Annotated in this window: 15 protein-coding genes and 1 pseudogene; 8 read left to right on the forward strand and 8 right to left on the reverse strand. The window is 64.0% G+C overall.

Going from position 1 to position 21,839, the window contains the following annotated elements:
• Positions 1–111: 111 nt before the first annotated feature.
• The 4 genes from AC1P6P_RS14585 to AC1P6P_RS14600 form a co-directional block, all read right to left on the reverse strand.
• The gene (locus AC1P6P_RS14585) at positions 112–3,399 is read right to left on the reverse strand and encodes an error-prone DNA polymerase (RefSeq protein WP_481403169.1); all 3,288 of its coding nucleotides are present in this window, start codon (positions 3,397–3,399) and stop codon (positions 112–114) included.
• Entirely contained in the window at positions 3,396–4,901 is a 1,506-nt protein-coding gene (locus AC1P6P_RS14590) for a Y-family DNA polymerase (RefSeq protein ID WP_481403170.1), read from the reverse strand. Before AC1P6P_RS14590 ends, AC1P6P_RS14585 begins: the two co-directional genes overlap by 4 nt.
• Positions 4,807–5,553 (reverse strand): ImuA family protein, encoded by a 747-nt coding sequence (locus tag AC1P6P_RS14595; protein ID WP_481403171.1) that lies wholly within the window; start codon positions 5,551–5,553, stop codon positions 4,807–4,809. The genes AC1P6P_RS14590 and AC1P6P_RS14595 overlap by 95 nt, the downstream gene beginning before the upstream one ends.
• Before the next feature lie 95 nt (positions 5,554–5,648).
• Complete coding sequence (locus AC1P6P_RS14600) at positions 5,649–6,926, reverse strand: hypothetical protein (protein ID WP_481403172.1); 1,278 nt, start codon at positions 6,924–6,926, stop codon at positions 5,649–5,651.
• Between the two features lie 210 nt (positions 6,927–7,136).
• Between AC1P6P_RS14600 and AC1P6P_RS14605 the strand changes: the two genes are divergently transcribed.
• Positions 7,137–9,368, forward strand: a complete 2,232-nt coding sequence (locus AC1P6P_RS14605) for a response regulator (RefSeq protein WP_481403173.1) — start codon at positions 7,137–7,139, stop codon at positions 9,366–9,368.
• Here the strand turns inward: AC1P6P_RS14605 and AC1P6P_RS14610 are convergent.
• Positions 9,365–10,183 (reverse strand): LD-carboxypeptidase, encoded by an 819-nt coding sequence (locus AC1P6P_RS14610; protein ID WP_481403174.1) that lies wholly within the window; start codon positions 10,181–10,183, stop codon positions 9,365–9,367. The genes AC1P6P_RS14605 and AC1P6P_RS14610 overlap by 4 nt on opposite strands.
• Positions 10,184–10,225: 42 nt before the next feature.
• Between AC1P6P_RS14610 and AC1P6P_RS14615 the strand changes: the two genes are divergently transcribed.
• The 4 genes from AC1P6P_RS14615 (at position 10,226) to AC1P6P_RS14630 (ending at position 14,944) form a co-directional block, all read left to right on the forward strand.
• Positions 10,226–11,608, forward strand: a complete 1,383-nt coding sequence (locus tag AC1P6P_RS14615) for a Mur ligase family protein (RefSeq protein WP_481403175.1) — start codon at positions 10,226–10,228, stop codon at positions 11,606–11,608.
• 117 nt (positions 11,609–11,725) lie between these two features.
• A complete protein-coding gene (locus tag AC1P6P_RS14620) occupies positions 11,726–12,307 on the forward strand; it encodes a hypothetical protein (protein WP_481403176.1) in 582 nt (193 codons plus the stop codon).
• A gap of 127 nt (positions 12,308–12,434) precedes the next feature.
• The gene (locus AC1P6P_RS14625; protein ID WP_481403177.1) at positions 12,435–12,578 is read left to right on the forward strand and encodes a GGIII-like transmembrane region-containing protein; all 144 of its coding nucleotides are present in this window, start codon (positions 12,435–12,437) and stop codon (positions 12,576–12,578) included.
• 434 nt (positions 12,579–13,012) lie between these two features.
• On the forward strand, positions 13,013–14,944 hold the full coding sequence (locus AC1P6P_RS14630) for a sodium:solute symporter family protein (protein ID WP_481403178.1): 1,932 nt from the start codon (positions 13,013–13,015) through the stop codon (positions 14,942–14,944).
• Positions 14,945–15,000: 56 nt separating this feature from the next.
• Here AC1P6P_RS14630 and AC1P6P_RS14635 read toward each other — a convergent pair whose 3' ends face one another.
• The 3 genes from AC1P6P_RS14635 to AC1P6P_RS14645 form a co-directional block, all read right to left on the reverse strand.
• A complete protein-coding gene (locus tag AC1P6P_RS14635) occupies positions 15,001–15,810 on the reverse strand; it encodes a PEP-CTERM sorting domain-containing protein (RefSeq protein ID WP_481403179.1) in 810 nt (269 codons plus the stop codon).
• A gap of 159 nt (positions 15,811–15,969) precedes the next feature.
• Positions 15,970–18,417, reverse strand: a complete 2,448-nt coding sequence (locus AC1P6P_RS14640) for a glycoside hydrolase family 94 protein (RefSeq protein ID WP_481403180.1) — start codon at positions 18,415–18,417, stop codon at positions 15,970–15,972.
• On the reverse strand, positions 18,414–19,589 hold the full coding sequence (locus tag AC1P6P_RS14645; RefSeq protein WP_481403181.1) for an AGE family epimerase/isomerase: 1,176 nt from the start codon (positions 19,587–19,589) through the stop codon (positions 18,414–18,416). Before AC1P6P_RS14645 ends, AC1P6P_RS14640 begins: the two co-directional genes overlap by 4 nt.
• Before the next feature lie 385 nt (positions 19,590–19,974).
• Between AC1P6P_RS14645 and AC1P6P_RS14650 the strand changes: the two genes are divergently transcribed.
• The 3 genes and pseudogenes from AC1P6P_RS14650 to AC1P6P_RS14660 all read left to right on the forward strand — a co-directional run bounded on the left by AC1P6P_RS14650 (position 19,975) and on the right by AC1P6P_RS14660 (position 21,839).
• Positions 19,975–20,385, forward strand: a complete 411-nt coding sequence (locus AC1P6P_RS14650; protein ID WP_481403182.1) for a bacteriohemerythrin — start codon at positions 19,975–19,977, stop codon at positions 20,383–20,385.
• Positions 20,386–20,406: 21 nt separating this feature from the next.
• The gene (locus AC1P6P_RS14655) at positions 20,407–20,817 is read left to right on the forward strand and encodes a bacteriohemerythrin (protein WP_481403183.1); all 411 of its coding nucleotides are present in this window, start codon (positions 20,407–20,409) and stop codon (positions 20,815–20,817) included.
• A 37-nt stretch (positions 20,818–20,854) separates the two neighbouring features.
• Positions 20,855–21,839: pseudogene (locus AC1P6P_RS14660) on the forward strand (zinc-dependent alcohol dehydrogenase family protein).

The raw sequence follows: 21,839 nt of genomic DNA on the forward strand, positions 1-21,839 counted from the left end.
GCTTAGCGGTAGTGCGCGAAAGGATACATAGGGAATTACGCGGATTCGCAAAATCGCGACAATGGGCCCCTATTTTGCGGAATATCAAAAGCGACATTTTAGTGGCGCGCATTAATGGAAGTCGCGCGATTTCGGCACAATACGCACATTCCGCGGATGGCGGTGCAGGTGCGCTGCCGCTTGGGAACGGAACGGGGGTGCTTCAGCCTCATCCTCAGAGAGACGCTGCAATTCTGCAGAGCGGTCGATGATGCGCTCTGCGACAAGATGGATCACGCCCTCAGGACTACGCTGAACCTTGCCATGCACAAGCAACAGTCGCGCGCCCATGATTTCGCGCCGGAAAACGTCAACCAGCCGCGGCCACACCACGACATTGGCGATACCGGTTTCGTCGCTCAGCGTAATGAAAACCACGCCGGCGTCGCCTGGCATCTGACGAACCAGCACGATTCCCGCTACGGCAGCGGCCTCGCCATCCCGGCTCTGCCCAATTTCGGCGCAATTCTTCACGCCTTCGGTGCGGAACACCGCGCGCAGGAACTCCATCAGGTGAGCACGCAGTGACAGGCGCATCATCTGGTAATCGGCCAAAACATGTTCGGACAAAGGCATGACCGGCAGCGGCGCGGTCTCTTCCGGTTCCTGAACGTCTACAAATTGGGCATCAAATAGCGGCAACCCGACTGGATCGGCGATCCGGCGGACCGTCCACAACACCTCGCGCCGGTCCGTGGCAATGGATTGGAAGGAATCGGCCTCAGCCAGAACGATCAAGGCCCGACGCGGCAGCCCGGTGCGGCTCACCAAGCTCTCGACAGCGCGATAGCCATTCCCCCGCCGCTCCCCAAGGGTGTCCGCCCAATCCTGGCGGAACCCGTCCACTTGGCGGAACCCGAGCCGGACGGCAGGACCATTCGGTCCCGATTCAAGAGTGTTGTCCCAGGCGCTGAAGTTGACGTCGACAGGGCGGACCTCCACCCCATGCTCGCGCGCATCGCGCACGATCTCGGCCGGGGCATAGAAACCCATCGGCTGGGAATTGAGCAGGGCACAACAGAAGGCGGCGGGATGATGCTTCTTGATCCAGGCCGATACATAGACGAGATGGGCAAAACTGGCGGCGTGACTTTCGGGGAAACCGTAAGCACCGAAACCTTCGATCTGACGGAAGCAGCGTTCGGCATAATCCGGTGCATAGCCGCGCTCCACCATGCGGCCCACGAATTTCGCTTTGAAGCTATCAATGGTGCCGAGATTGCGGAACGTGGCCATGGCGCGACGCAGGCCATTGGCTTCTTCAGACGTAAACTTGGCAGCGACGATGGCGAGCTTCATCGCTTGTTCCTGGAACAGCGGCACACCCATGGTCTTCTCGAGCACGTGGTGAAGTTCGTCGGGTGGACCATACTCAGGCGCCGGTGACGGAAAGGTCACTGCTTCCTTGCCTGAACGGCGCCGCAGATAAGGGTGCACCATGTCGCCCTGGATCGGACCGGGGCGCACGATCGCGACCTCGATCACCAAATCGTAGAACCGGCGCGGGGCAAGCCGCGGCAGCATGTTGAGCTGGGCCCGGCTTTCGACCTGGAAAACGCCGATGGCATCGCCGGCGCACAACATGTCGTAGACGACCGGGTCCTCGCGCGGCACGGTGGCGAGCGTCAGCGCCTTGTTCTCATGCACCTTGAGGAGATCAAACGCCTTGCGGATGCAGGTCAGCATGCCGAGCGCCAGGCAATCGACCTTCATCATCATCAAGGTGTCGATGTCGTCCTTGTCCCATTCGATGAACCAGCGCTCCTCCATCGTGGCAGGCCCGACCGGAACGATTTCGTCGAGACGGTCGCGAGTGAGGACGAAGCCGCCGACATGCTGCGACAGGTGACGGGGAAAGCCGATCAACAGATTGGCCATGCGCACCGCCTGCCCGATCAACAGATTGCCGGGATCGAGCAGACCCTGGCGCACTTCGGAGTCCTTGAGCCGGCCGCCCCAATGGCCCCAGATGCCGGAGGCCAGCGCGGTGGTGACGTCTTCGGTCAGCCCGAACACTTTTCCGACTTCGCGGATGGCGCTCCTCGGGCGATAGCGGATCACGGTGGCGGCGAGCGCGGCGCGATGATGGCCATAGCGGGCGTAGATGTCCTGGATCACCTCCTCGCGCCGTTCGTGCTCGAAATCGACGTCGATATCGGGCGGCTCCTTGCGTTCCTCCGAGACGAACCGCTCGAACAACAGATCGACCTGCATCGGATCGACGGCGGTGATGCCGAGCACAAAACAGACCACCGAATTGGCTGCCGAGCCGCGCCCCTGGCAAAGAATGTCACGCTCTTTCGCGAACGAAACGATGTCGTGCACGGTGAGGAAATAGGCTGCAATCCGCATCTTGCCGATCAGCGCCAGTTCCTTCTCGAGGGTATCGCGGACCTTGCCGGGAATGTTGCCGTAATAGCGCTCCTCGGCGGCGCTCCAGGTGATGTCGGCGAGATGCTGTTCGGCGGTCTTGCCCGGCGGCACCGGCTCGTCGGGATAATTGTATTCGATCTCGGCCAGCGAAAACCGCATCGCCTCGGCGAGGCGCACGGTTTCGGCGAGGGCTTCGGGCGCGGCGGTGAACAGTTCGGCCATCTCTGCCGGCGACTTGAGGAAGCGCTCGCCATTGGCTTCCAGATGCCGCCCCGCCGTTTGCAGGGTGACGTGCTCGCGGATGCAGGTGAGGACATCCTGCAGCGGCCGGCGGGCGGGCTCATGATAGAGCACGTCATTGGTGGCGATCAGCGGCACCCCGGCGGCGTTCGCCACACCCTGCCAGTGGCTGAGACGGCGAAGATCGTCACCGCAGAGCGGCATCGTCACGCCGAGCCAGACCCGGCCATGGGCCACCAGCGTCTGCAACAGAATGCAGAGACTGTCGGCGTCGGTCCGCGGCGGCTCGGGGACCATTTCCTCGCCCGTATTCCAGGCTTTTTTGACCGGGACGGCCTCGCTGCGGCGGCCGGGACGCGGCGCCATCACGGTGAGGAGCAGCCCTTCCTGCCACGTCAGCAAATCCGCCAGCCCGAGCATGCATTCGCCCTTCGGAGCACGCAGCTTGCCGGCACTGAGCAATCGGCAGAGGCGCCCATAAGCGGCGCGGTCGGAGGGATACGCGACAATGTCGGGCGTGCCGTCTGCGAAGACCAGACGCGCCCCGACCATCAGCTTCGGCTTGGCGCCTTCCAGCTCGAGCCAGGCCGCATAGGCGCGCACCACGCCGGCGAGCGAATTGCGGTCGGCAATGCCGATGGCGGCGTAGCCGAGCGCCGCCGCCGTCGCCACCATCTCGTGCGGATGCGAAGCGCCGCGCAAAAACGAGAAATTGGTCGTCGCTGCAATCTCGGCATAAGGTCTCATGCGAACACCCCATGCAGAAACCAGTTGAGACCGTTCTCGCGATACAGCCAGAAGCGGCGGCCGTCTTCGTCTTCGACACGAAAATAATCTCGATCGGGCGCCGCGGATTGCCACCACGCCATAGCGATGCGCTCAGGTCCTTCCACCTGGCGGAGCTTGTGCACGACATGGCGCCAGCGGAAGGCTTCGCCGAGAAAACTGATGGGCTCGGGCGAGAACAACCGCAGCGGCCGCCGTGGCGCTTCGCCGGACTCCCGGATCGTCTCCCAGGGTTGCGGAGTTTTGGCCGCGTACTGCGCCGGCACCGTCGCGAAGGCCGCTTCCGGGATGTGGGTGTCCACGGCCTCGAACGACAGCACGCGATGGGCGCCGAAGCGCGCCGCCAGCCGGTCGGCCAACAGACGCACGTCGTGGGCGCGGGCCGCCTCGCTGTCGAGGGTGACGGCCTCGCTCCGGCAAGGCTCGCTGCGCAAGGCTTCCAAGCGGATGAGATCAAAACCGAAGCCAGGATCGAGCGGATCGGCGAGGGCATCGAGCTTTTCGCGAAACAGCCGCTCGATGATGGCGGGTTCGCGCGTCGGGGCGCCGGTTTCCACCCTGATGCAACTGATGCTGCCGTCGGCACGGAAGAACACCGCCTGCAGCGCCCGCGCGCCCTCGCCACGGTCCTCCAGATTCTTCGCCAGCCGTCCGGCCAACAGTTTGACGGTGGCGAGCAGTGTGGCTTCGGCGGTAACCGGTTCGGCAAAGCGCCGCTCGGCACGGTAATCGGGCAGCGGCCGGCGCGGCGAGATCGGCACCTCGGCACACCCCAGTGCGGCATCAAGCGCGAACACCATGCCCGAGCCGAAGCGCGCGGTCAGTTCGGCGCGGCCGCGATGCGCCACCTGCCCCACCGTTTTGAGACCGGCGCGGCGGAAGGCGTGTGCCGTGACCGGATCGAGAGCGAGGGCCTCCACCGGCAACGGCGCCACCGCGTCGCTGTCGCCTCCGACCGGCACCACCACCCCGTCGCGATAGCGGGCGAGCGCGCGGGCGGCCGCGGCCGAGCCGGCCAGGGCGCCGGTCACCGCAAAGCCCTGTTTCCTGAGCGCCGCGATGAGCCGGGCCAGCATCTTTTCTTCGCCGTCGAACAGATGCGTCGCCCCGCTGACGTCGAGAAGCAGGCCATCGGGCACATCAAGGGCCACGAACGGGGTGAAGCCGTCGCACCAGTCGGCAATCTTTTCGAGCAGGCGCCGGTCGGCCGGCGCGTTCGCCGCCATCACTTTGACCGCCGGCACCATCGCCCGCGCACTGGCGAGCGCCATGCCCGGTTGCAGCCCGAGGCTGGCGGCCCGGCAATCCACCGCGGTCAGCCGCATGGCATTGTCTTGCTTGGCAACGATGATCAGCGGCAGCCCGACGTCAGGCAGCGGACGCTTCAGCCATCGCCGGCGCAAACGGTCGGTCGCAAGGCGCGGAAACCACAGCGCTACGATCCGCCGGGCGGAAGACACCATCGTCACACCTCCACGCGATCAGCCATTGCCCTGCCGGTCCATGCCGGTTGCGTTGCAAATCCACATCCAACACCGACTGACCCCAAGTCGGGCCGTCATCGGACGGCGCGGCGCGCACCAGCCAGCGGGTTTCGGCTCCGCCGATGCCGGACGGGCTCGCCGCCAGCCGCAGCAGCAACGCCGTCACGCCCGACTCCGCCGCCGCCAGCGCCAGCCGGCGATAGGCAACGAGATCGAGCAGCTTGGGCGCCCCCATCAGCTCGATCACCGCCGCCCCCAGCGCGGCACAAGAAAGTGCATCCGAGGCCGCCTTAAGGGCGCCGGCGGCATCGGGCACCCGCACCAGCAACAGTCGCGAGGGGTCGAGCCCCAACTCCACCAGCCCGGTGGCGGCCAGCTCGCCGCATTCGAGCCCGGCATAATCCTGGCGAATCCACAAAATCGGCCCGCCGAGCCGCACCGCCAGAGCGGCCACAAACGCCGTCGCCGCCGCTTCGTGGCTGGGCGCCGCGAACACCTCGTGCAGCCCTCCACGCATCAGGCCGCCGGCCAGGGCGCCATCGAGCCGCGGCACCCCCAGCCCGACCCGCACCCCGAGGGGGGTGGCGAGGGCGGCGCGCAACAGCGCCAATTTGGGGTCGTGAACAGACATAATTCTCCCGTCTCCGGACACCCGAAAAGGCGCACCTGAGGGATGAAAGCTGAGATGGGGATCTTAGAACAAAAACGGAACGTATGTCAAGACCGCTACTTCCATCCCACCCAATCCTGGACCGGGAATAAGGTGGGATCCTCGTCGGCTTCCTCGTCGGGCGTGACGCAGACGGGCGAAGACTTGTCGCTGACCGCCACCATTTGGAAGCGATAGGGCGGGCGCCAGCGCACCATCAGATAGACCGGGCCGACGTAATGCCGGTCCTTGGCGGTCTTGTCGTCGTCGACGCCGAAGTCGATCGCGACTTGATAGAGATCGGACGGCGAGCACAACAGCGTGTCGCCGAACTCGCCGTTCATTGACGGGGCATGCAGCTTGGTGTGCCACGCCTGCAGCGCCGGATTGCTCCAGGGACCGGCCTCATTCCACTCCGCCTTCAGCCATTCCTCGACAAAGGCGCGCGGTCCCAGCGCCACCGGCTCCGTGCGACGGGCGCCGGCCGCATCGAGCGTATAGTGGTGGATGCTCTCATAGGAGTGCACCCCGGGATCGAGACTGCCGACGCGGTATTCCACCAGCGCCTCGTGATTGTTGATGCTGCCTTGGATGGGCGCACCGCCATGGAAATAGGAGAACGCCCGTTCATCGACCAGAAGGCGCGTATCGCCGTCGCGAGGCGACCGCCAGATGCGGTGATAGGTCGAGTGCCAGTTGGAGGCGCACCAGGATTCATGGCCCAGCACCAGGATGTTACGCACGCCGGTCTCTTCCGGGCGCCAGGCGATCTGCACCGCGTCGATGTTCTGCGGCTCGTAGGGGGCGCCAGCGACAATGGGGCGCTCGTCGGCAAGGATGCGGCGGAAGGTGGCGCCTTTCCATTCGTAGACATAAGCCGACTCGTCGTCGCCGCACAGAACGCCGAGTGAGCTCCTCACCGCCAGAACGCCGAATGGGACCGTTACGTCGGGCTTTTTCGGGTCGGCGATAACGACACCCGTGTCCTGCAACTCGATCGTGACGCCCTCAATCGAGCCGGTGAAATCCTGGAAGAAATCATCCGGTTTGGCCGGCGCGTCGAAACCGGTGAGATCGGCGGCAGTGAGCGCAGCGTTCAGCGCAGCGACAAACGCCGGCAGCTGATCGGCTGATTTCAACTCCGGCAGCCGGCTTTCGATCCAGTCGCGCAGCTCGTGCTTGATCGCCGTCATCTCCGGCACCGCGCCGCGCAACTCGAATTCGCTCGGCACCTGCCGGCGATGGGCGCGCACCTGCTCGAGCAAAAGATGGATATGGTCGAGCGAGGCTGCCGACGACGAAGCCCCCAGGGCGGCCGCAAAACCGGCCGCGAACAGAACGCGCAAAATGGTCATGGCAAGCCCCCCGATTGACTCAATCTTACGCCAAATCGCGTTATTTGACCGCGCCGGAATGTCCTTGCAACGCAGACGCAAGTGCGAAGATGCCGCCATCGCAACCCCTAAGTATTTTCCCTTATCACTTGGTTTACTTTGAATTAGGCCGGCGCAGCCCAGTGTTCCCGCCGTGCTTGCGGGGGAAACGCGGGCACAGCGAAGGCTGTCATGTTGCGCAACCTTGTTGCCCGCGCCAACCGTCCCAGCATTTGGGTCGGCCTCGGCATCCTGATGCTGCTCGCCGCGGCCTGGACCGGTTATGCCTGGCTGACGGTCACCGAATATCAGGACCGCGTCGTCGAAGAACGCGGCGATCTTGAGAGCACGGCGCGCGCCTACGCCGATTTTGCCGCCATGCTCGCCACCTTCGACATGAACGTTCCGTTCGGCATCGCCAGCGACGAACAGCCTGAAAATGCCAACGTCTTCTACGCCGCCAAGCTGCTCACGCGTTACCGCCACGACATCAAATCACCGCACGGTACGGCCCTGGAAATCCGCCCCGTCACGGCCAAAACTCCGACCATTCCCGACGACATGCTGGCAGCCACGGCGGAGCGCGACGGTCTCGTCGTCCTCGCCACGAGGCCGCGGGCCGTGGCGCTGGAAGAATGGCGACGCGGCGCTGTGTGGGAAGGCAGCGGCCTTGCCGTTCTCTCGCTGCTGATGCTGACCCTCGGCACCATCCTGATCGTCGAACTGCGCAAGCGCGAAACGATGGGGGTGGTCATCCTTGCCGCCAAGGAGCAGGCCGAAGCCGGCAACAAGGCCAAATCGGAATTCCTCGCCAACATGAGCCACGAGGTCCGCACCCCGATGAACGGCGTCCTCGGCATGAGCGAACTGCTGCTGGCGACCGAGCTCGATCCCGAACAGCGCCGCTTCGCCGAGGTCATCCATGAATCCGGCGAAGCGATGCTCACCGTCGTCAACGACATCCTTGATCTCTCCAAGCTCGAAGCCGGCAAGCTCGACATCGATTCGACCGAATTCGATCTCAACGGCGCCGTCGAACGCACCGTCGCGGTGATGGCCGGCAAGGCGCGCGAAAAGGCGCTCGATCTCGTCGTTTTCGTCGAACCCCATGCGCGCGGCATCTATCTCGGCGATCCGATGCGCATCCGCCAGGTGCTGCTCAACCTGATGAGCAACGCCATCAAGTTCACCGACAAGGGCGTGGTTTCGGTGCTGGTGCGACGGACCTCGGCACTGCCGGGGACCGACATTCCCTTGCGCTTCGAAGTCACCGACACCGGCATGGGCATCCACGAAGCCCAGCGCCACAGCCTGTTCCAGAAATTCTCCCAGGTCGATGCCTCGGCGACGCGGCGCCACGGCGGCACCGGACTGGGGCTCGCCATCTGCAAGCAGCTCGTCGAACTGATGGGCGGCCGCATCGATTTCGACTCGACGCCCGGCAAAGGCTCCACGTTCTGGTTCGAACTGACCCTGCCGCGCCGGCGCATCGCCGCGCCCGACGGCCAAGGCCTGCCCGCCCAGACCCGCACGCTGCGCACCCTGATGGTCGACGATATTCCGACCAACCTCGAATTGATGGGCCGCCAGCTGCGCATGCTCGGCATGGAAACCGCCGCGAGCGAAGACGCCTTTGCGGCCATGGCCGAGCTGGAGCGCGCCTGGCATCGCGGCAAGCCCTACGACATCGTCTTCCTCGACCACATGATGCCGGGCAAGACCGGTGTCGAACTCGCCCGCGATCTGCGCGCCAGCGAGCAGTTCCGCGACGTCAAACTGGTGCTGGTCACCTCGGCTGGACGCCAAGCCTTGAAGGGCGAGACGGTGCGGTTCGACTATGTCATCGAGAAGCCGCTGCGCCAGCAGTTCCTGCACGATTGCCTGGTTTCGGTCCTCGCCGCCCGCAACGATCCGCCGGCACCCGTGATCGAAGATGAACCGGAACAGGCGTTGGCCCGCCCCCTGCGCATCCTTCTCGCCGAAGACAATCGCATCAATCAGAAGTTCGTGCTCGCCCTGCTGGAAAAAACGGGCCACATCGTCGATGTTGCCGAAACCGGTCTCAAGGCGGTCGAAGCGGTGATGAAGAACGATTACGATGTCGTCCTGATGGACATCCAGATGCCCGAGCTCGACGGCGTCGCAGCCACCGCCCGCATCCGTCGGCTTCGCGGCAGCAAGGCTCGCACCCCGATCATCGCCATGACCGCCAATGCCATGATGGGCCAGCGTGAGGAATACTTAAGGGCCGGCATGGACGACTACATCGCCAAGCCGATCCAGCCCGCGATGCTGCTGACGCGGCTTGCCACCATCGCCAGCAAGGGCCGCATCGGCGACGGCGCCGCCTTGCGCGCTCTGCTGCCGATCAGCGCCGACGACGATATCAGCGCCGACGACGATATCAGCGCGAAGACCGCCTAGCCGAACGGCACGATCTTGTTGTCGGCGTCGTGCCCAATATCGGCGCGGCCGAGATATGCGATACCGCTTCGCCTACACCAATCGGACACGATCTCTTCTTCGCTTTGGCCGAATTCGGGATCGTTGGGCGGAATATCGCTGACCCGCCCGAGCCGGATGCCCGCCACCTTGCGGATCGCCGGATTCGAGGTCAGGTGGAACATGGTGCGGTCGATGGCATAGAGATGCTCCGACACCTCCTCCAGCATCAGGACATGATCGGTCAGGTCGGGCTCGAGCGGCGTGCCGAGCAGATGGCTCAGCACCACCATGTTGAATGCCGCAACCTTGGTCCCGGGCGTGAGCGACGGCTCCAAGGTGATGGCATCGGCGGTGTTCAGCCAGTCGAGGGCGCGCTGTACCGCCATGTCGCCGCCACGACGGGCAAGATCGGCCGGCATCGGCCCATGGGCGACGCGGCAGCCCTTCTTATAAAGACCGGCAAGCAGGAACCCGGCGTCGCTGTAGCCGAGATAGACCTTTTCCCGGGCGTAATCGTTGAGCTGATCGAGGACCCGCTCGGCAATGCGGCACGATCCGTAGCCGCCGCGTGCGAACCACACCGCATCGAAATGAGGATCGTTGGCGATATCGAGAAAGGCCCGCTCGCGCGCCTCGTCGTCGCCGGCGAAATGGCCGTCGCAGAGGTGGCACTGCGGATGAATCAAGAGATGCGGCCCGTCATCCATGTCGCCTGCCTGCAAGCGAACGCGATCGGCGATGACCGGATCGAGCCGGCCGGCCGGTGCGACGACGCCGATCAATTTGATGCGCATGCGACTTCCCCATTTGGGATCGGGCCCTTATAAGCTCGGGGCATGACCCTGGATAGACGCTATTTCTTTTGCGGGATCGGCGGCAGTGGCATGCTCCCGCTCGCCATGATCGTCGCCGGCCGCGGCGCCGCCATCGCCGGGTCCGACCGCGCCCGCGATCAGGGCCGCAGTCCGGAAAAATTCGCCTATCTGGCGACCCATGGCGCCGAACTTTTTCCGCAGGATGGGTCCGGCGTCAGTGATCCGGATACGACCGTTATCGTGTCGACGGCAGTGGAAGCGACGGTGCCGGACGTTGCCGCCGCCCATCGCATCGGTGCCCGCATCGAAACCCGCGCCCAGTTGCTGGCGAAGCTGTTCAACAGTGCGACACTGCCGATTGCGGTAGCGGGCACCTCGGGCAAATCCACCACCACCGGCATGCTCGGCTGGATTCTCGCGGCGACAGGGCGCGATCCGACCATCATGAACGGGGCGGTGATGAAGAACTTTGCCGGCAGCGCGGCACCGTTCGCCAGCGCCGTCGTCGGCAAAGGCGATGCCTTCGTCAGCGAGGTCGACGAGAGCGACGGGTCTATCGCGCTCTATCGCCCGAAAATCGCGGTGCTCAACAACATCGCCCACGACCACAAATCGATGGACGAGTTGCGCCTGCTGTTTGGCGATTTCCTCGGCTGTGCCGCCACGGCCGTCGTCAACCGCGACAACGCCGAAGCTGCCGCGCTGAGCGGGCCCAACTCCATAACCTACAGCCTCGTCGATGCCGATGCGTCGCTGTACGGCTTCGATCTTCAGCCCGCCCAGGACGGCATCGCCTTTTCGGTGCGCGAAAGCGGCGAAGTCGTGCGGCTGAAACTGAAGGTGCCGGGCCAGCATAACGTCGCCAATGGACTTGGCGCCATCGCAGCGGCGCGGGCAGCGGGCGTACCCTTACGCCAAGCCGCCGAGGCCCTGGCGGGATTTGCCGGCGTCAAGCGGCGGCTGGAACTCGTCGGTAATGCCAACGGCATCACCGTCTACGACGATTTCGCCCACAATCCCGACAAGATCACCGCGACGCTGACGACGCTGCACGATTTTCCCGGCCGGCTCCTGATCTGTTTCCAGCCGCATGGCTTCGGGCCGCTGAAGCTGATGAGGGACGGCTTCATCGACGTGTTCGCGAGCCAGCTCGGACCCGACGACATCCTCACCATGCCGGAGCCGGTCTATTTCGGCGGCACGGTCGACCGAAGCGTGTCGAGCGGCGCGATCGTGGCCGGGGTGGCGGCGGCCGGACGGCAAGCCTTTGCCTACCCGACCCGCGAAGCCTGCGGCGCGAAACTGCTGGCGCTGGCCCATACGGGCGACCGCATCGTGGTGATGGGCGCCCGCGACGACACCCTTTCCAGCTTTGCCGCCGGGCTGCTGCGCGCGCTCGGCTGATCAACCGTCGGCCTGCCGGTAACGCTCCCACGCCTGCATTCGTATTCATCGTCCGCCCACGGCGCATTGCGGTCGGGCCCGGCGTAGCATCGCAGTGCTGATTTTCCGGGGGCACCCATGTTCAAACCTGCATCCGCATTGCTTCTCACTGCCGCCTTCATCACGCCCGCTCTGGCCCAGAGCGAACAAGCTTACGATCCGGGCCGCTCCTGCCGATCCTATGTCCTGCAGCATTTGCCGGTTCCGGTGCGCTGCATGGCCGAGCTGCTCGGCAACTGGAGCCCGAAGCCTTACATCGACGGCGATCTGATGTTCCGCAATCGCGACGAATGGCTGACATGGAAGGACCGCGAAGACTATCGCCACTGGAAGGCCCACGATTACGCCTGGCACGCCGGCCTGCCGGCGGCACCCGTACCGGCTGCTGCGATGCCGCAGCCGAGCGTTGCGGCGGGCCAGCCTGGCGCGTCCCTCTTCTGCCCGCGCACCGTCACCGCCCGCCTGGTGCTTGACCGCGCCGCGCTGGAAGGCTGGTCCGGCGAGGATACTCTCGCGACGCTGCCGCTGGCCCCGCCGCCGCGGGTGGAAGGCAACACGCTTGTCTGCACCTATGGCCACGACCGGGTCACGCTCACTCGCCCGGCCTGGGGCCGCTGCACGCCGCGCGCCGACGGCAGCGGCTTCGACTGCACGCCGTAGCAGGGGCGCGACTGCCTGTCGAAACGAAGCGCGTGCAAAGACGCGCCACCAGCGCTATGTCAAACCCGGAGCCTGGGTGCGGTTCGCCGTCAGCTGCCCGGCACTGGATTTGAAGGGGGCCATAGCCATGCAACGCAACATCATGATCCGCGATGCCAAGCAGTATGTGTCGCGGAATCGCTGGTGGTTTGCCGGTGGCGGTTCGGCCGGCCTTCTTGCCATTGCCGGACTGGTGGCGCTGCTGATTTTCCGGCGCAAGCGCACGGCCTGATGGAGCCCGTCGCCGCCCAAAGCGGAGACCGTCCATTCCGCTGACCATTCCGCCGGCGGCCGCCTCCGCCCGATGGTAATCCGCGCGAGAATGCCGGACTGTCCAAGCCGATCCATCCCGATCCGATGGTACCGATCCCGCAGCGCAAAGTACGGCTGGATGGCGAAATGCCTGATTCCTGAACCACCGCGATTGCGCTATGACGCTCGGGTTCCAGACAGGCGTAGGGGCCACTTCAACGATTTCGCGGTGCTCACCGAGGTGGGCGCCGAGGCCTCACGACATGCTGTCGCACCGGACAGGGTTAATTCCACCAACACCGCAATTCGCCGCTGAGCGTCCGAGAGGGCTTGTGACAGCGCTTACTTGACACTGTCCGGATGATGCCGGATGGTCATAGCAACAATAAACATAGGTCTGACAGGGGGACCGCTTTGAACCTGAAACCACTCGATATCGGCGTCATACTCGGCTTTCTCGCGTTGAGCGTGATCGTGGGCTACTGGGTGTCGCACCGCGCCGCCAAGAGCACCAAGAACTACTTCCTTGGCGGCAATGTGCTGCCCTGGTGGGTCCTCGGCGTCTCCAATGCCTCAGGCATGTTCGACGTCGCCGGCACCATGCTGCTGGTCTACTGGATGTTCATCTACGGCTTGAAGAGCATCTGGATCCCGTGGATGTGGCCGGTCTTCAACCAGATCTTCCTGATGGTCTATCTGTCGGGCTGGCTCAGGCGGTCCGGCGTCACCACCGGCGCCGAATGGATCAAATTCCGCTTCGGCGAGAACCGCGGCGCCCAGCTGTCGCATATCATCGTGGTGATCTTCGCCCTGGTCGGCGTGGTGTCGTTCTTTACCTACGGCTTCAAGGGCATCGGCAAGTTCGCCACCGAATTCCTGCCCTGGCAACTGTCAGCCAACGCCGACACCAACGCCAACCTTTACGCCCTGATCCTGATGGGGCTGACGGCGGCCTATGTGGTCAAGGGCGGCATGTTCAGCGTCGTCATCACCGAAGTATTGCAATTCACCCTGCTGTCGATCGCTGCGGTCGCCATCGGCGTCATTGCCATGACCACGGTCGCCCCCGAGGCGATCCGCGCCGCCATTCCGGCCGGATGGGACAACATCTTCTTTGGCTGGCAGACGGGGCTCGATTGGAGCAGGCTGATACCGGCGGCCAACGCCAAGATCATCGCCGACGGCTCATCGCTGTTCGGGCTCCTGTTCATGATGCTGCTGTCGAAGGGCATCCTGGTTTCGGCAGCGGGTCCGGCGCCGAACTACGACATGCAGCGCGTGCTCTCGACCCGCAATGCCCGTGACGCCTGCAAGATGAGCGCGGTCGTCAATGTCGTGCTCAACGTGCCGCGCTATTTCATGGTCGCCGGCCTCACCATCCTGGCGCTGGTGTTCTATTCGACCACCATCAACAAGATGGGCGTCGGCATGGATTTCGAAAAAGTCCTGCCCGACGCGCTGTTCCGCTTCGTGCCGACGGGCCTGCTCGGCATCACGGTCGCCGGCCTGCTCGCCGCCTTCATGTCGAACTTCGCGGCGACCGTGAACGCGGCCCCGCCCTACATCGTCAACGACATCTATCGCCGCTTCATCAATCCCAACGCCTCGGACAAGACCTGCGTGCGCCTGTCGATCCTGTCGTCGCTGACCATCGTGGTGATCGGCATCTGCATCGGCTGGTTCATCACCTCGATCAACGGCGTCGTCGGCTGGATCACGGCGGCGTTGTGGGGCGGCTACGCGGCCGCCAACGTCATCAAATGGTATTGGTGGCGCTTCAACGGCTACGGCTATTTCTGGGGCATGGTGACGGGCATCCTCGCTGCCCTGATCCCGGCACTGCCGTTCCTGCACATCGATGCCGTGTTCATGGCGTTGCACGACAATCCCGCCTTGCCGCAGATGATCCGCGACTACTTCTCGCTGGCGGCGCCGCTGGCGGTGTTCCCGCTCATCCTCGGCATCTCGGTGATCGGCTGCTTCGCCGGATCGCTGTTGACCAAGCCGGAGAAGGACGAAGTGCTGATGGCCTTCTACAAGAAGACCCGCCCGTGGGGCTTCTGGGGCCCGGTGCTGAAGAAGGTCCAGGCAGCCGATCCCTCGTTCCAGCCGAACCCGGACTTCTGGCGCGACATGTTCAACATCGCGGTCGGCATCGTGTGGCAGACATCGCTGGTGGCGATGCCGATCTATTTCGTGATCCGCGAATACGATCGGGCCGAAATCGCGCTCGGCATCGTGCTGGTGACCAGCCTGACGCTGTACCTCACCTGGTTCCGCCACCTCAACAATGCCTATCCCGACGCCGAACTGGCTGCGGCCAAGGAGGCGGTGCCGGCGGAATAGTCCGCGCTACACAGATGGTGTGAGAAAGGGCCGGAGCGATCCGGCCCTTTTTTGTCTCAGACGGCTCGGCGAGATCGCCGCAAGCCGGCGAACAGCACCGTCAGTCCGGCGATGAAGAGTGCCGACGACATCGGCTCGGGTACAGCGGCCAGCGCCGCCGCCATCAGCGCGGGCGGGGGATCCAGTGCAGGATCGCTATCGGGCTCGGCAAAGGAACCACCGAATGCAAGGCTCACCCCGTCGTCGTAACACAACAGGTCGAATGCCCCCACTTCCGCAAATTGGCCGTTGACCGTGCCACTGCCGGACGGATCGGGAATCTGCGTCAGGTTGTTATGGATGAAGTCGAGAACGGCGTTCTCCGGCGCGTCGGGACAATCGCCAAGGGCGGTGCAGGTGTTCAACGCCAGGATGTCGGCGATCAGAGCCTGCTGATCCACGCCGGGAAACAGCGAACTGAAGGGGCGGCCTTGCACCGCCTGCGCCAGATCGTGCGGCAGGCTGAGGACGAGGTGCTGCCCGTTTTCGTCAGCGACGGTGCCGAGGATGGCGTAGGTGTCGATGGAGCTGTCGGTGGTGTGCCAATCGTAGGTGAAGGGCTGGTCGGACGCGGAGACCGTCAGCGGCGCGCCGCCGATGTAGTTGATGTAGGAGGAATAGCCGCCGACCAAATTGTTTTGACGGTACATGATCAAATTCGTCAGCGGCGGATCGGCAGGATCATCGCCGGGAAAGACGAAGCTCACGCCGATATTCCAGATCGGGTCGGCCCGCATCGGCGAGGCCAGCAGGGAAGCCGCGGCCACGGCCGCGAGGAATAGAGAGCGCACAGTGCAAACCTCTTGGTTTGCACGCAGAAGCAGCAAGCGACGTGCCACCGCGAACGGGGCCAGGGACTCAACCACTTAGCAAGTGACGCCAGTATCGACCGTCAACCCCGTTGACAGCGGCACGGCGACATTGTCTGCAACCACAACAAAAAGGGTCGGATCGCTCCGGCCCTTTTGCTGTTGAACACGGTGGTGTCAGCTCAGCACTGCCTCGACCTTGACCGACGTCACACCGGCGGCTGGCGGCGGCACGATCGAGCCGTCGATCGCCTTGCCATCGACCGTGAGCTGCACGCGATTGCCGGTACCGGCCCGCTTGACCGAGATGTCATACGTCACGCCGCGATAGCTGCGGCTGGCGCTGAAGCCCGGCCACGCCTTGGGAATCACCGGAGCGACGCGCAGTCCCTGATATTCGGGGCGGATGCCGAGAATCCACTGCGTCGCCGCGTAATAGGTCCACGCCGCAGTCCCGGTCAGCCACGAGTTCTTGGCTTCGCCATGGGTCGGGGCATCGCGTCCGGCGATCATCTGCGAGAAGACATAGGGCTCGTTCTTGTGCACGTCGGAAATCTCTTCGCGCGCCGACGGGCAGATGCGGGTGTAATAGTCGTGCGCCTGATCGCCGTTGCCGACGATGGTTTCGGCGATGATCACCCACGGATTGTTGTGACAGAAGATGCCGGCGTTTTCCTTGTAGCCCGGCGGATAGGACGAGATTTCGCCAAGCTCGAGGTAATAGCGCGAATAGGCCGGCTGCTGCAGCACGATACCATGCTTGGTCGCGAGATGCTTATTGACCGACGCGAGCGCCTGCTTGGCGCGGCCGTCGTCGAGACCGATGCCGGCGATGACGCAGAAGCCCTGCGGCTCGATGAATATCTTGCCTTCCTCGCATTCGGCCGAGCCGATCTTCTTGCCGAAGTCGTCATAGGCGCGCAGGAACCATTCGCCGTCCCAGCCGTGCTTCTTGACCACCTCTTCCATGTCGCGCGCGACCTGGAGATAGAACTCTTCGTCGGCACTCTTGCCGGCTTCACGGGCGATGGCCGCGAGTTCCTTGGCCGACAACACCATCAAGCCGCCGATGAACACCGATTCCGCCGTCCTGCCGTCGGTGGCGCCTTTCAGGCACTGGAACGACTGGCCCGGTTCGTCGGAGAAGCAGTTGAGGTTGAGGCAATCGTTCCAGTCGGCCTGGCCGATCAGCGGCAAACCATGCGGCCCCAGATTGTCGAGCGCGTACTGGAGCGAGCGGCGCATGTGCTCGTAGAGCGGCACTTCGGTGCCCGGCGTGGTGTCGAAGGCGACCTGCTCGTCGAGGATCGAGAAATCGCCGGTTTCCTTCAGGTACTGGCCGACGCCGACGATCAGCCAATGCGGATCGTCGTTGAAGCCGCCGCCGATGTCGTTGTTCCCCTTCTTGGTCATCGGCTGGTACTGGTGATAGGCGCCGCCCGAGGCGAACTGGGTCGCCGCCAAATCGAGAATGCGCTCGCGGGCGCGTTCCGGCACCATGTGCACGAAGCCGAGCAAATCCTGGTTGGAATCGCGGAAGCCGAGGCCGCGACCGATGCCGGATTCGAACGTCGAGGCCGAGCGCGACATGTTGAAGGTCGCCATGCACTGATAGGCGTTCCACACATTGACCATGCGATCGGTGTGGATGTCGGGCGTTTCCACCTGGCACTTGGCGAGGAGACCGTCCCAGAATGCCTTGAGCACCGCAAAGGCTGCGTCCACTGCAGCCGGATCGCGGAACTTGGCGATCGTCGGCAGCACGCCCGTCTTGTTGATCGTCTGGCTCCCCGGCGGATCGAACTTCTCGTCCTTGGGATTTTCATGATAGCCGAGCACGAACACGATGCGCCGGCTTTCGCCAGGCTTGAGATTTACCTTGATGTGATTGGACGCGATCGGCTGCCAGCCGAATGCAATCGAGTCGTCCGACTTGCCGTCAACCACCGCCTTGGGATCATCCCAGCCGCGCCACGGGCCGAGGAAGTTTTCGCGCTGGGTGTCAAAGCCGGCAAGCTTTTCCGAACAGGCGAAATAGGCGAAGTGGTTGCGCCGCTCGCGGTATTCGGTCTTGTGGTAGATGACTTCATCCACCACTTCCACTTGCCCGGTCGAGAAATTGCGCTGGAAATTGGTGGCATCGTCCTGGGCATCCCAGAGGCAGAATTCAGCGACCGAGAACACCGACACGTCGGCCGCTTCGGCGCGTTCGTTGGTGACGGTGACGTCCCAGATTTCGAGGTTCTCGCCCACCGGCACGAAATAGCGCGTGGAAGCGGCGAGACCATCCTTCTTGCCGGAGATGATCGAATAGCCCATGCCGTGGCGGCACTCGTAACCATCGAGCTTGCCGCGCACCGGCATCCACGACGGCGAGAAGAAGGCGCCGCTGGCGTTGTCGCGCAAATAGATGTAGCGACCGCCAAAATCGAGCGGCACGTTGTTGTAGCGGCCGCGGGTGATACGTCGGAGCCGGGCGTCCTTGTAATAGGAATAGCCGCCGGCGGTCGCCGACAGGATGCCGAAATAGGCCTCGCAGCCGAGATAGTTGATCCACGGCATCGGGGTGTCAGGACGGGTGATGACATATTCCCGGGCGTCGTCGTCGAAAAAGCCGTATTTCATGGCGCTTCTTTCTCGTTGCCCAGGCGGTGCAGCAGTTCAAAGCAGACGCGGGCGTTGTGGTACGGGCACTTCCATGGACCGACGAGCACGGAGTCGGCGTCTTCGCGCTCGCTGAGAACAACCCCTTCCCGCGACAGCTTGGCGTGCCATTCGCCATGCTGGCGGTCGACGACATGGGTCTCGATGTAATCCCAGATGCGGGACGCGGCGGTGCGGAATGCCTCCTCGCCGGTAAGCTCGAAGGCGTTATAGAAGCCGACGACGGCCTCGGCCTGTACCCACCAATGCTTCTTGGCATCGACGAGGCGCCCTGCCTCATCAGCTTCGTGGAACATGCTGCCGTCGCCGTCGAGACCATGCTGCATGGCGGCGCGCGCCATGGCGATCGCTGCCGCACGCGTGCGCGCGATCAACGTTTCGTCACCGACAACCTCGGCGGCTTCGACCAAGAGCCAGCTGCCCTCGATGTCATGCCCGTAGGAGACGTGGCCGCTCAGCGAATTCCATGCCTCGTCGAAGAACAGTTTGAAGCGACCGGCGTCGGCGTCGACGATATGCTCGAGCATCGTTTCGATCAGCGCCTTTTGCTGCTTGCGCAGGCCTGCGTCGGGCCACACCCGCAACAGGTTGGTGTAGCCTTCGAGCACATGCAGGTGCGTGTTCATCGACTTCGGACTGTTGAGGTCCTTGTCGGACAGCCGCATGTCGGCGAGCGGCTTCCAGTCGTGATCGCGCGCCTCGATATAGCCGCCATGGACCGGATCGAAGGCGTGGCGTTCGATCAGATCGAACAGCTTCTTGGCGAGATCAAGCGCGGCAGGGTTTTCGGTCAGCCGATAGTATTCGGACAAGGCATAAATGCCGAACGCCTGGGAATAGGTCTGTTTGCGCGTCGCCAGCGGCGCACCGGAGCCGTCGAGCCACCAGTAGAGACCGCCTGCTTCGCCATCCCAGAATCGCGTCGCGACATACTCGAACGCCCAATCGGCCGTCTGGCGCCATTCGGGGCCGATCAGCCGCGCCGCCATGGCATACGTCCACAGAATGCGCGTGTTGACGACCGAGGCGCGCGGCGCATCGGCCCGCACCGTCAGGTCTTCGCTAATCTCACCAAAGAAGCCGCCCGATGGATCCAAAGCATGGCGCGGCCAGAACGGCAGGATATTTCCCACCAGCTCGGTCCGTACCCGATTAGCCCAATCCACAGGCGACAGCGCGGCCATTTTTGTTTGGGCCGCTGCTACTGCCCTTGTCATGTCTTACCCTGAAACTTCTGACAGCGCTTACAGTCCCCTGGACGGCCCCTCGGAGTCAAGCACTTCGCGCGCGCATCGCGGATTTGCGGCCGCCATGGCCGGTCCTTCCGGCCGGACATCTTGCCGCGCCTTGGGAACCGGGTGGTTCGCGCTGCGCTCAGACCCCTTCTGATGACAGAATGACTGGCTCGCCCACCCGGCGAGGATAAGGCGTTCGGCGCCTGGATCTGCGGCCTTCACTGAGTTGAAACCGGCCCGGCGCCAGGATTTGATTGCACCGGGACGGGTCAGGGGCGACGACATGAGCGTCATCGAGTGGAACAAGGGCTACAGCGTCGGCGTCGCGATCTTCGACGAAGAGCACAAGAAGCTCATCGCCATCATCAACCAACTGCAGACGGCGATCGCTGCGGGCGTCGACAAACTGGCGCTGCAACGGATTTCCGACAGCCTCGTCGAATATACCCTCATGCATTTCCGCCACGAGGAGATGTATTTCGACGATTGGGCCTATCCCGAAGCCGCCGAACACATCGCCATTCACGCCGAGTTGCGCCGGCAGGTTTTCGAATACCGCAAGCAGATCATGGAAAAGGACAGCGCCGTCCTGGCCGAAGAACTGGTCCAGTTCCTGAGCGACTGGCTGACCGAGCACATCCTGGTCGATGACCGCAAATACGGCACATTCCTGTTTGAAAAGGGCCTGCGTTAGCCTCCGGGACGAACCCCTGCCATGCCTCTCATTGAATGGTCCGACCAGTACAGCGTCGGTCTCGACATCTTCGACAACGAGCACAAAAAGCTGGTCGCCATCATCAACGACCTGCACGATTCCTTTGAACGCGGTGTCGACCGCAGCGTCGCCGAACGCGCCCTCGACAGCCTCGTCGAATATACCATGCTGCACTTCCAGCATGAGGAGATGTACTTCGACGACTGGGCCTACCCGGACGAAGCCGCCCACCGCATTGCCCATCAGGAACTGCGCGCCCAGGTGCTCGAATATCGCGCCGCACTGACCGCCAAAGGCGGCATCGAAATGGCGCTCGAGCTCATCGTGTTCCTGCGCTTCTGGCTGCTCGGCCACATCATGGCGGACGACAAGAAGTTCTGCCAATTCCTTCACGACAAGGGATTGCGCTAGGCTTGGTCGCCCCGACATGGCGCGCTAGACTTGCACCATGCACGCAATGATCCTGGAAGCGGCGGGAACCCCGCTGCGCCTCACCGAGACCGGCCTGCTGCACCCCGGCCCCGGCCAGGTGCGCCTCACGGTCAGCGCGTGCGCCGTCTGCCGTACCGATTTGCATGTCGTCGACGGCGATCTCAAAGAGCCCAAGCGGCCGATCGTACCTGGACATGAGATCATCGGCCGGGTTGCCGAGCTGGGCGAAGGAGTCAGCGGCCTTTCGGTCGGCGACCGCGTCGGCGTGCCATGGCTCGGCTGGGCATGCGGGGCGTGCGAATTCTGCCGCCGCGGCGAGGAAAACCTCTGCCCCGAGGCACGGTTCACCGGCTATCAAATCGACGGCGGCTATGCCGAGGAAGCCGTCGCTGATGCGCGCTTCGTCTTTCCCATCCCGGACAATTACAGCGACGAGGAAGCTGCGCCGCTGATGTGCGCCGGACTGATCGGTTGGCGCTGTCTGAAAATGGCGGGGTCGGCGGCACGGCTCGGGCTCTACGGTTTCGGCGCGGCGGCGCACCTCGTCATTCAGGTTGCCAAGGCGCGGGGGACGCGCGTGTTCGCCTTCGTCAAACCGGGTGACGACGCCGCCAAGGCGTTTGCCCGCGCGATGGGCGCCGAATGGGCTGGCGATTCCGACGCTGCAGGCCCCGAGCCGCTCGATGCCGCCATCCTGTTCGCCCCCCGCCGGAGAGCTCGTGCCGGCGGCGTTGCGCGCGATCCGGCCCGGCGGGACCGTCGTCTGCGGCGGCATCCACATGAGCGACATCCCGTCGTTTCCCTATGAGATTTTGTGGGGCGAGCGGCAGATCAAGTCGGTCGCCAACCTGACGCGCGCCGACGGCGCGGAGTTTCTCGCCTTCTGCGGCGAGCACAAGCTCCAAACCACCACGGTCGCCTATCGTTTGGCCGATGCCAATCAGGCGTTGTCGGACCTGCGCGACGGCCGGTTGACCGGCGCGGCGGTGCTGATCCCCTAA

This window comes from Rhizomicrobium sp. (genome assembly GCF_056722145.1).

Bases quoted from the DNA above. Each gene is read 5' to 3' on its own strand.
- AC1P6P_RS14585 (WP_481403169.1), bottom strand. From the start codon at position 3,399: ATGAGACCTTATGCCGAGATTGCAGCGACGACCAATTTCTCGTTTTTG.
- AC1P6P_RS14590 (WP_481403170.1), bottom strand. From the start codon at position 4,901: ATGGTGTCTTCCGCCCGGCGGATCGTAGCGCTGTGGTTTCCGCGCCTT.
- AC1P6P_RS14595 (WP_481403171.1), bottom strand. From the start codon at position 5,553: ATGTCTGTTCACGACCCCAAATTGGCGCTGTTGCGCGCCGCCCTCGCC.
- AC1P6P_RS14600 (WP_481403172.1), bottom strand. From the start codon at position 6,926: ATGACCATTTTGCGCGTTCTGTTCGCGGCCGGTTTTGCGGCCGCCCTG.
- AC1P6P_RS14605 (WP_481403173.1), top strand. From the start codon at position 7,137: ATGTTGCGCAACCTTGTTGCCCGCGCCAACCGTCCCAGCATTTGGGTC.
- AC1P6P_RS14610 (WP_481403174.1), bottom strand. From the start codon at position 10,183: ATGCGCATCAAATTGATCGGCGTCGTCGCACCGGCCGGCCGGCTCGAT.
- AC1P6P_RS14615 (WP_481403175.1), top strand. From the start codon at position 10,226: ATGACCCTGGATAGACGCTATTTCTTTTGCGGGATCGGCGGCAGTGGC.
- AC1P6P_RS14620 (WP_481403176.1), top strand. From the start codon at position 11,726: ATGTTCAAACCTGCATCCGCATTGCTTCTCACTGCCGCCTTCATCACG.
- AC1P6P_RS14625 (WP_481403177.1), top strand. From the start codon at position 12,435: ATGCAACGCAACATCATGATCCGCGATGCCAAGCAGTATGTGTCGCGG.
- AC1P6P_RS14640 (WP_481403180.1), bottom strand. From the start codon at position 18,417: ATGAAATACGGCTTTTTCGACGACGACGCCCGGGAATATGTCATCACC.
- AC1P6P_RS14650 (WP_481403182.1), top strand. From the start codon at position 19,975: ATGAGCGTCATCGAGTGGAACAAGGGCTACAGCGTCGGCGTCGCGATC.
- AC1P6P_RS14655 (WP_481403183.1), top strand. From the start codon at position 20,407: ATGCCTCTCATTGAATGGTCCGACCAGTACAGCGTCGGTCTCGACATC.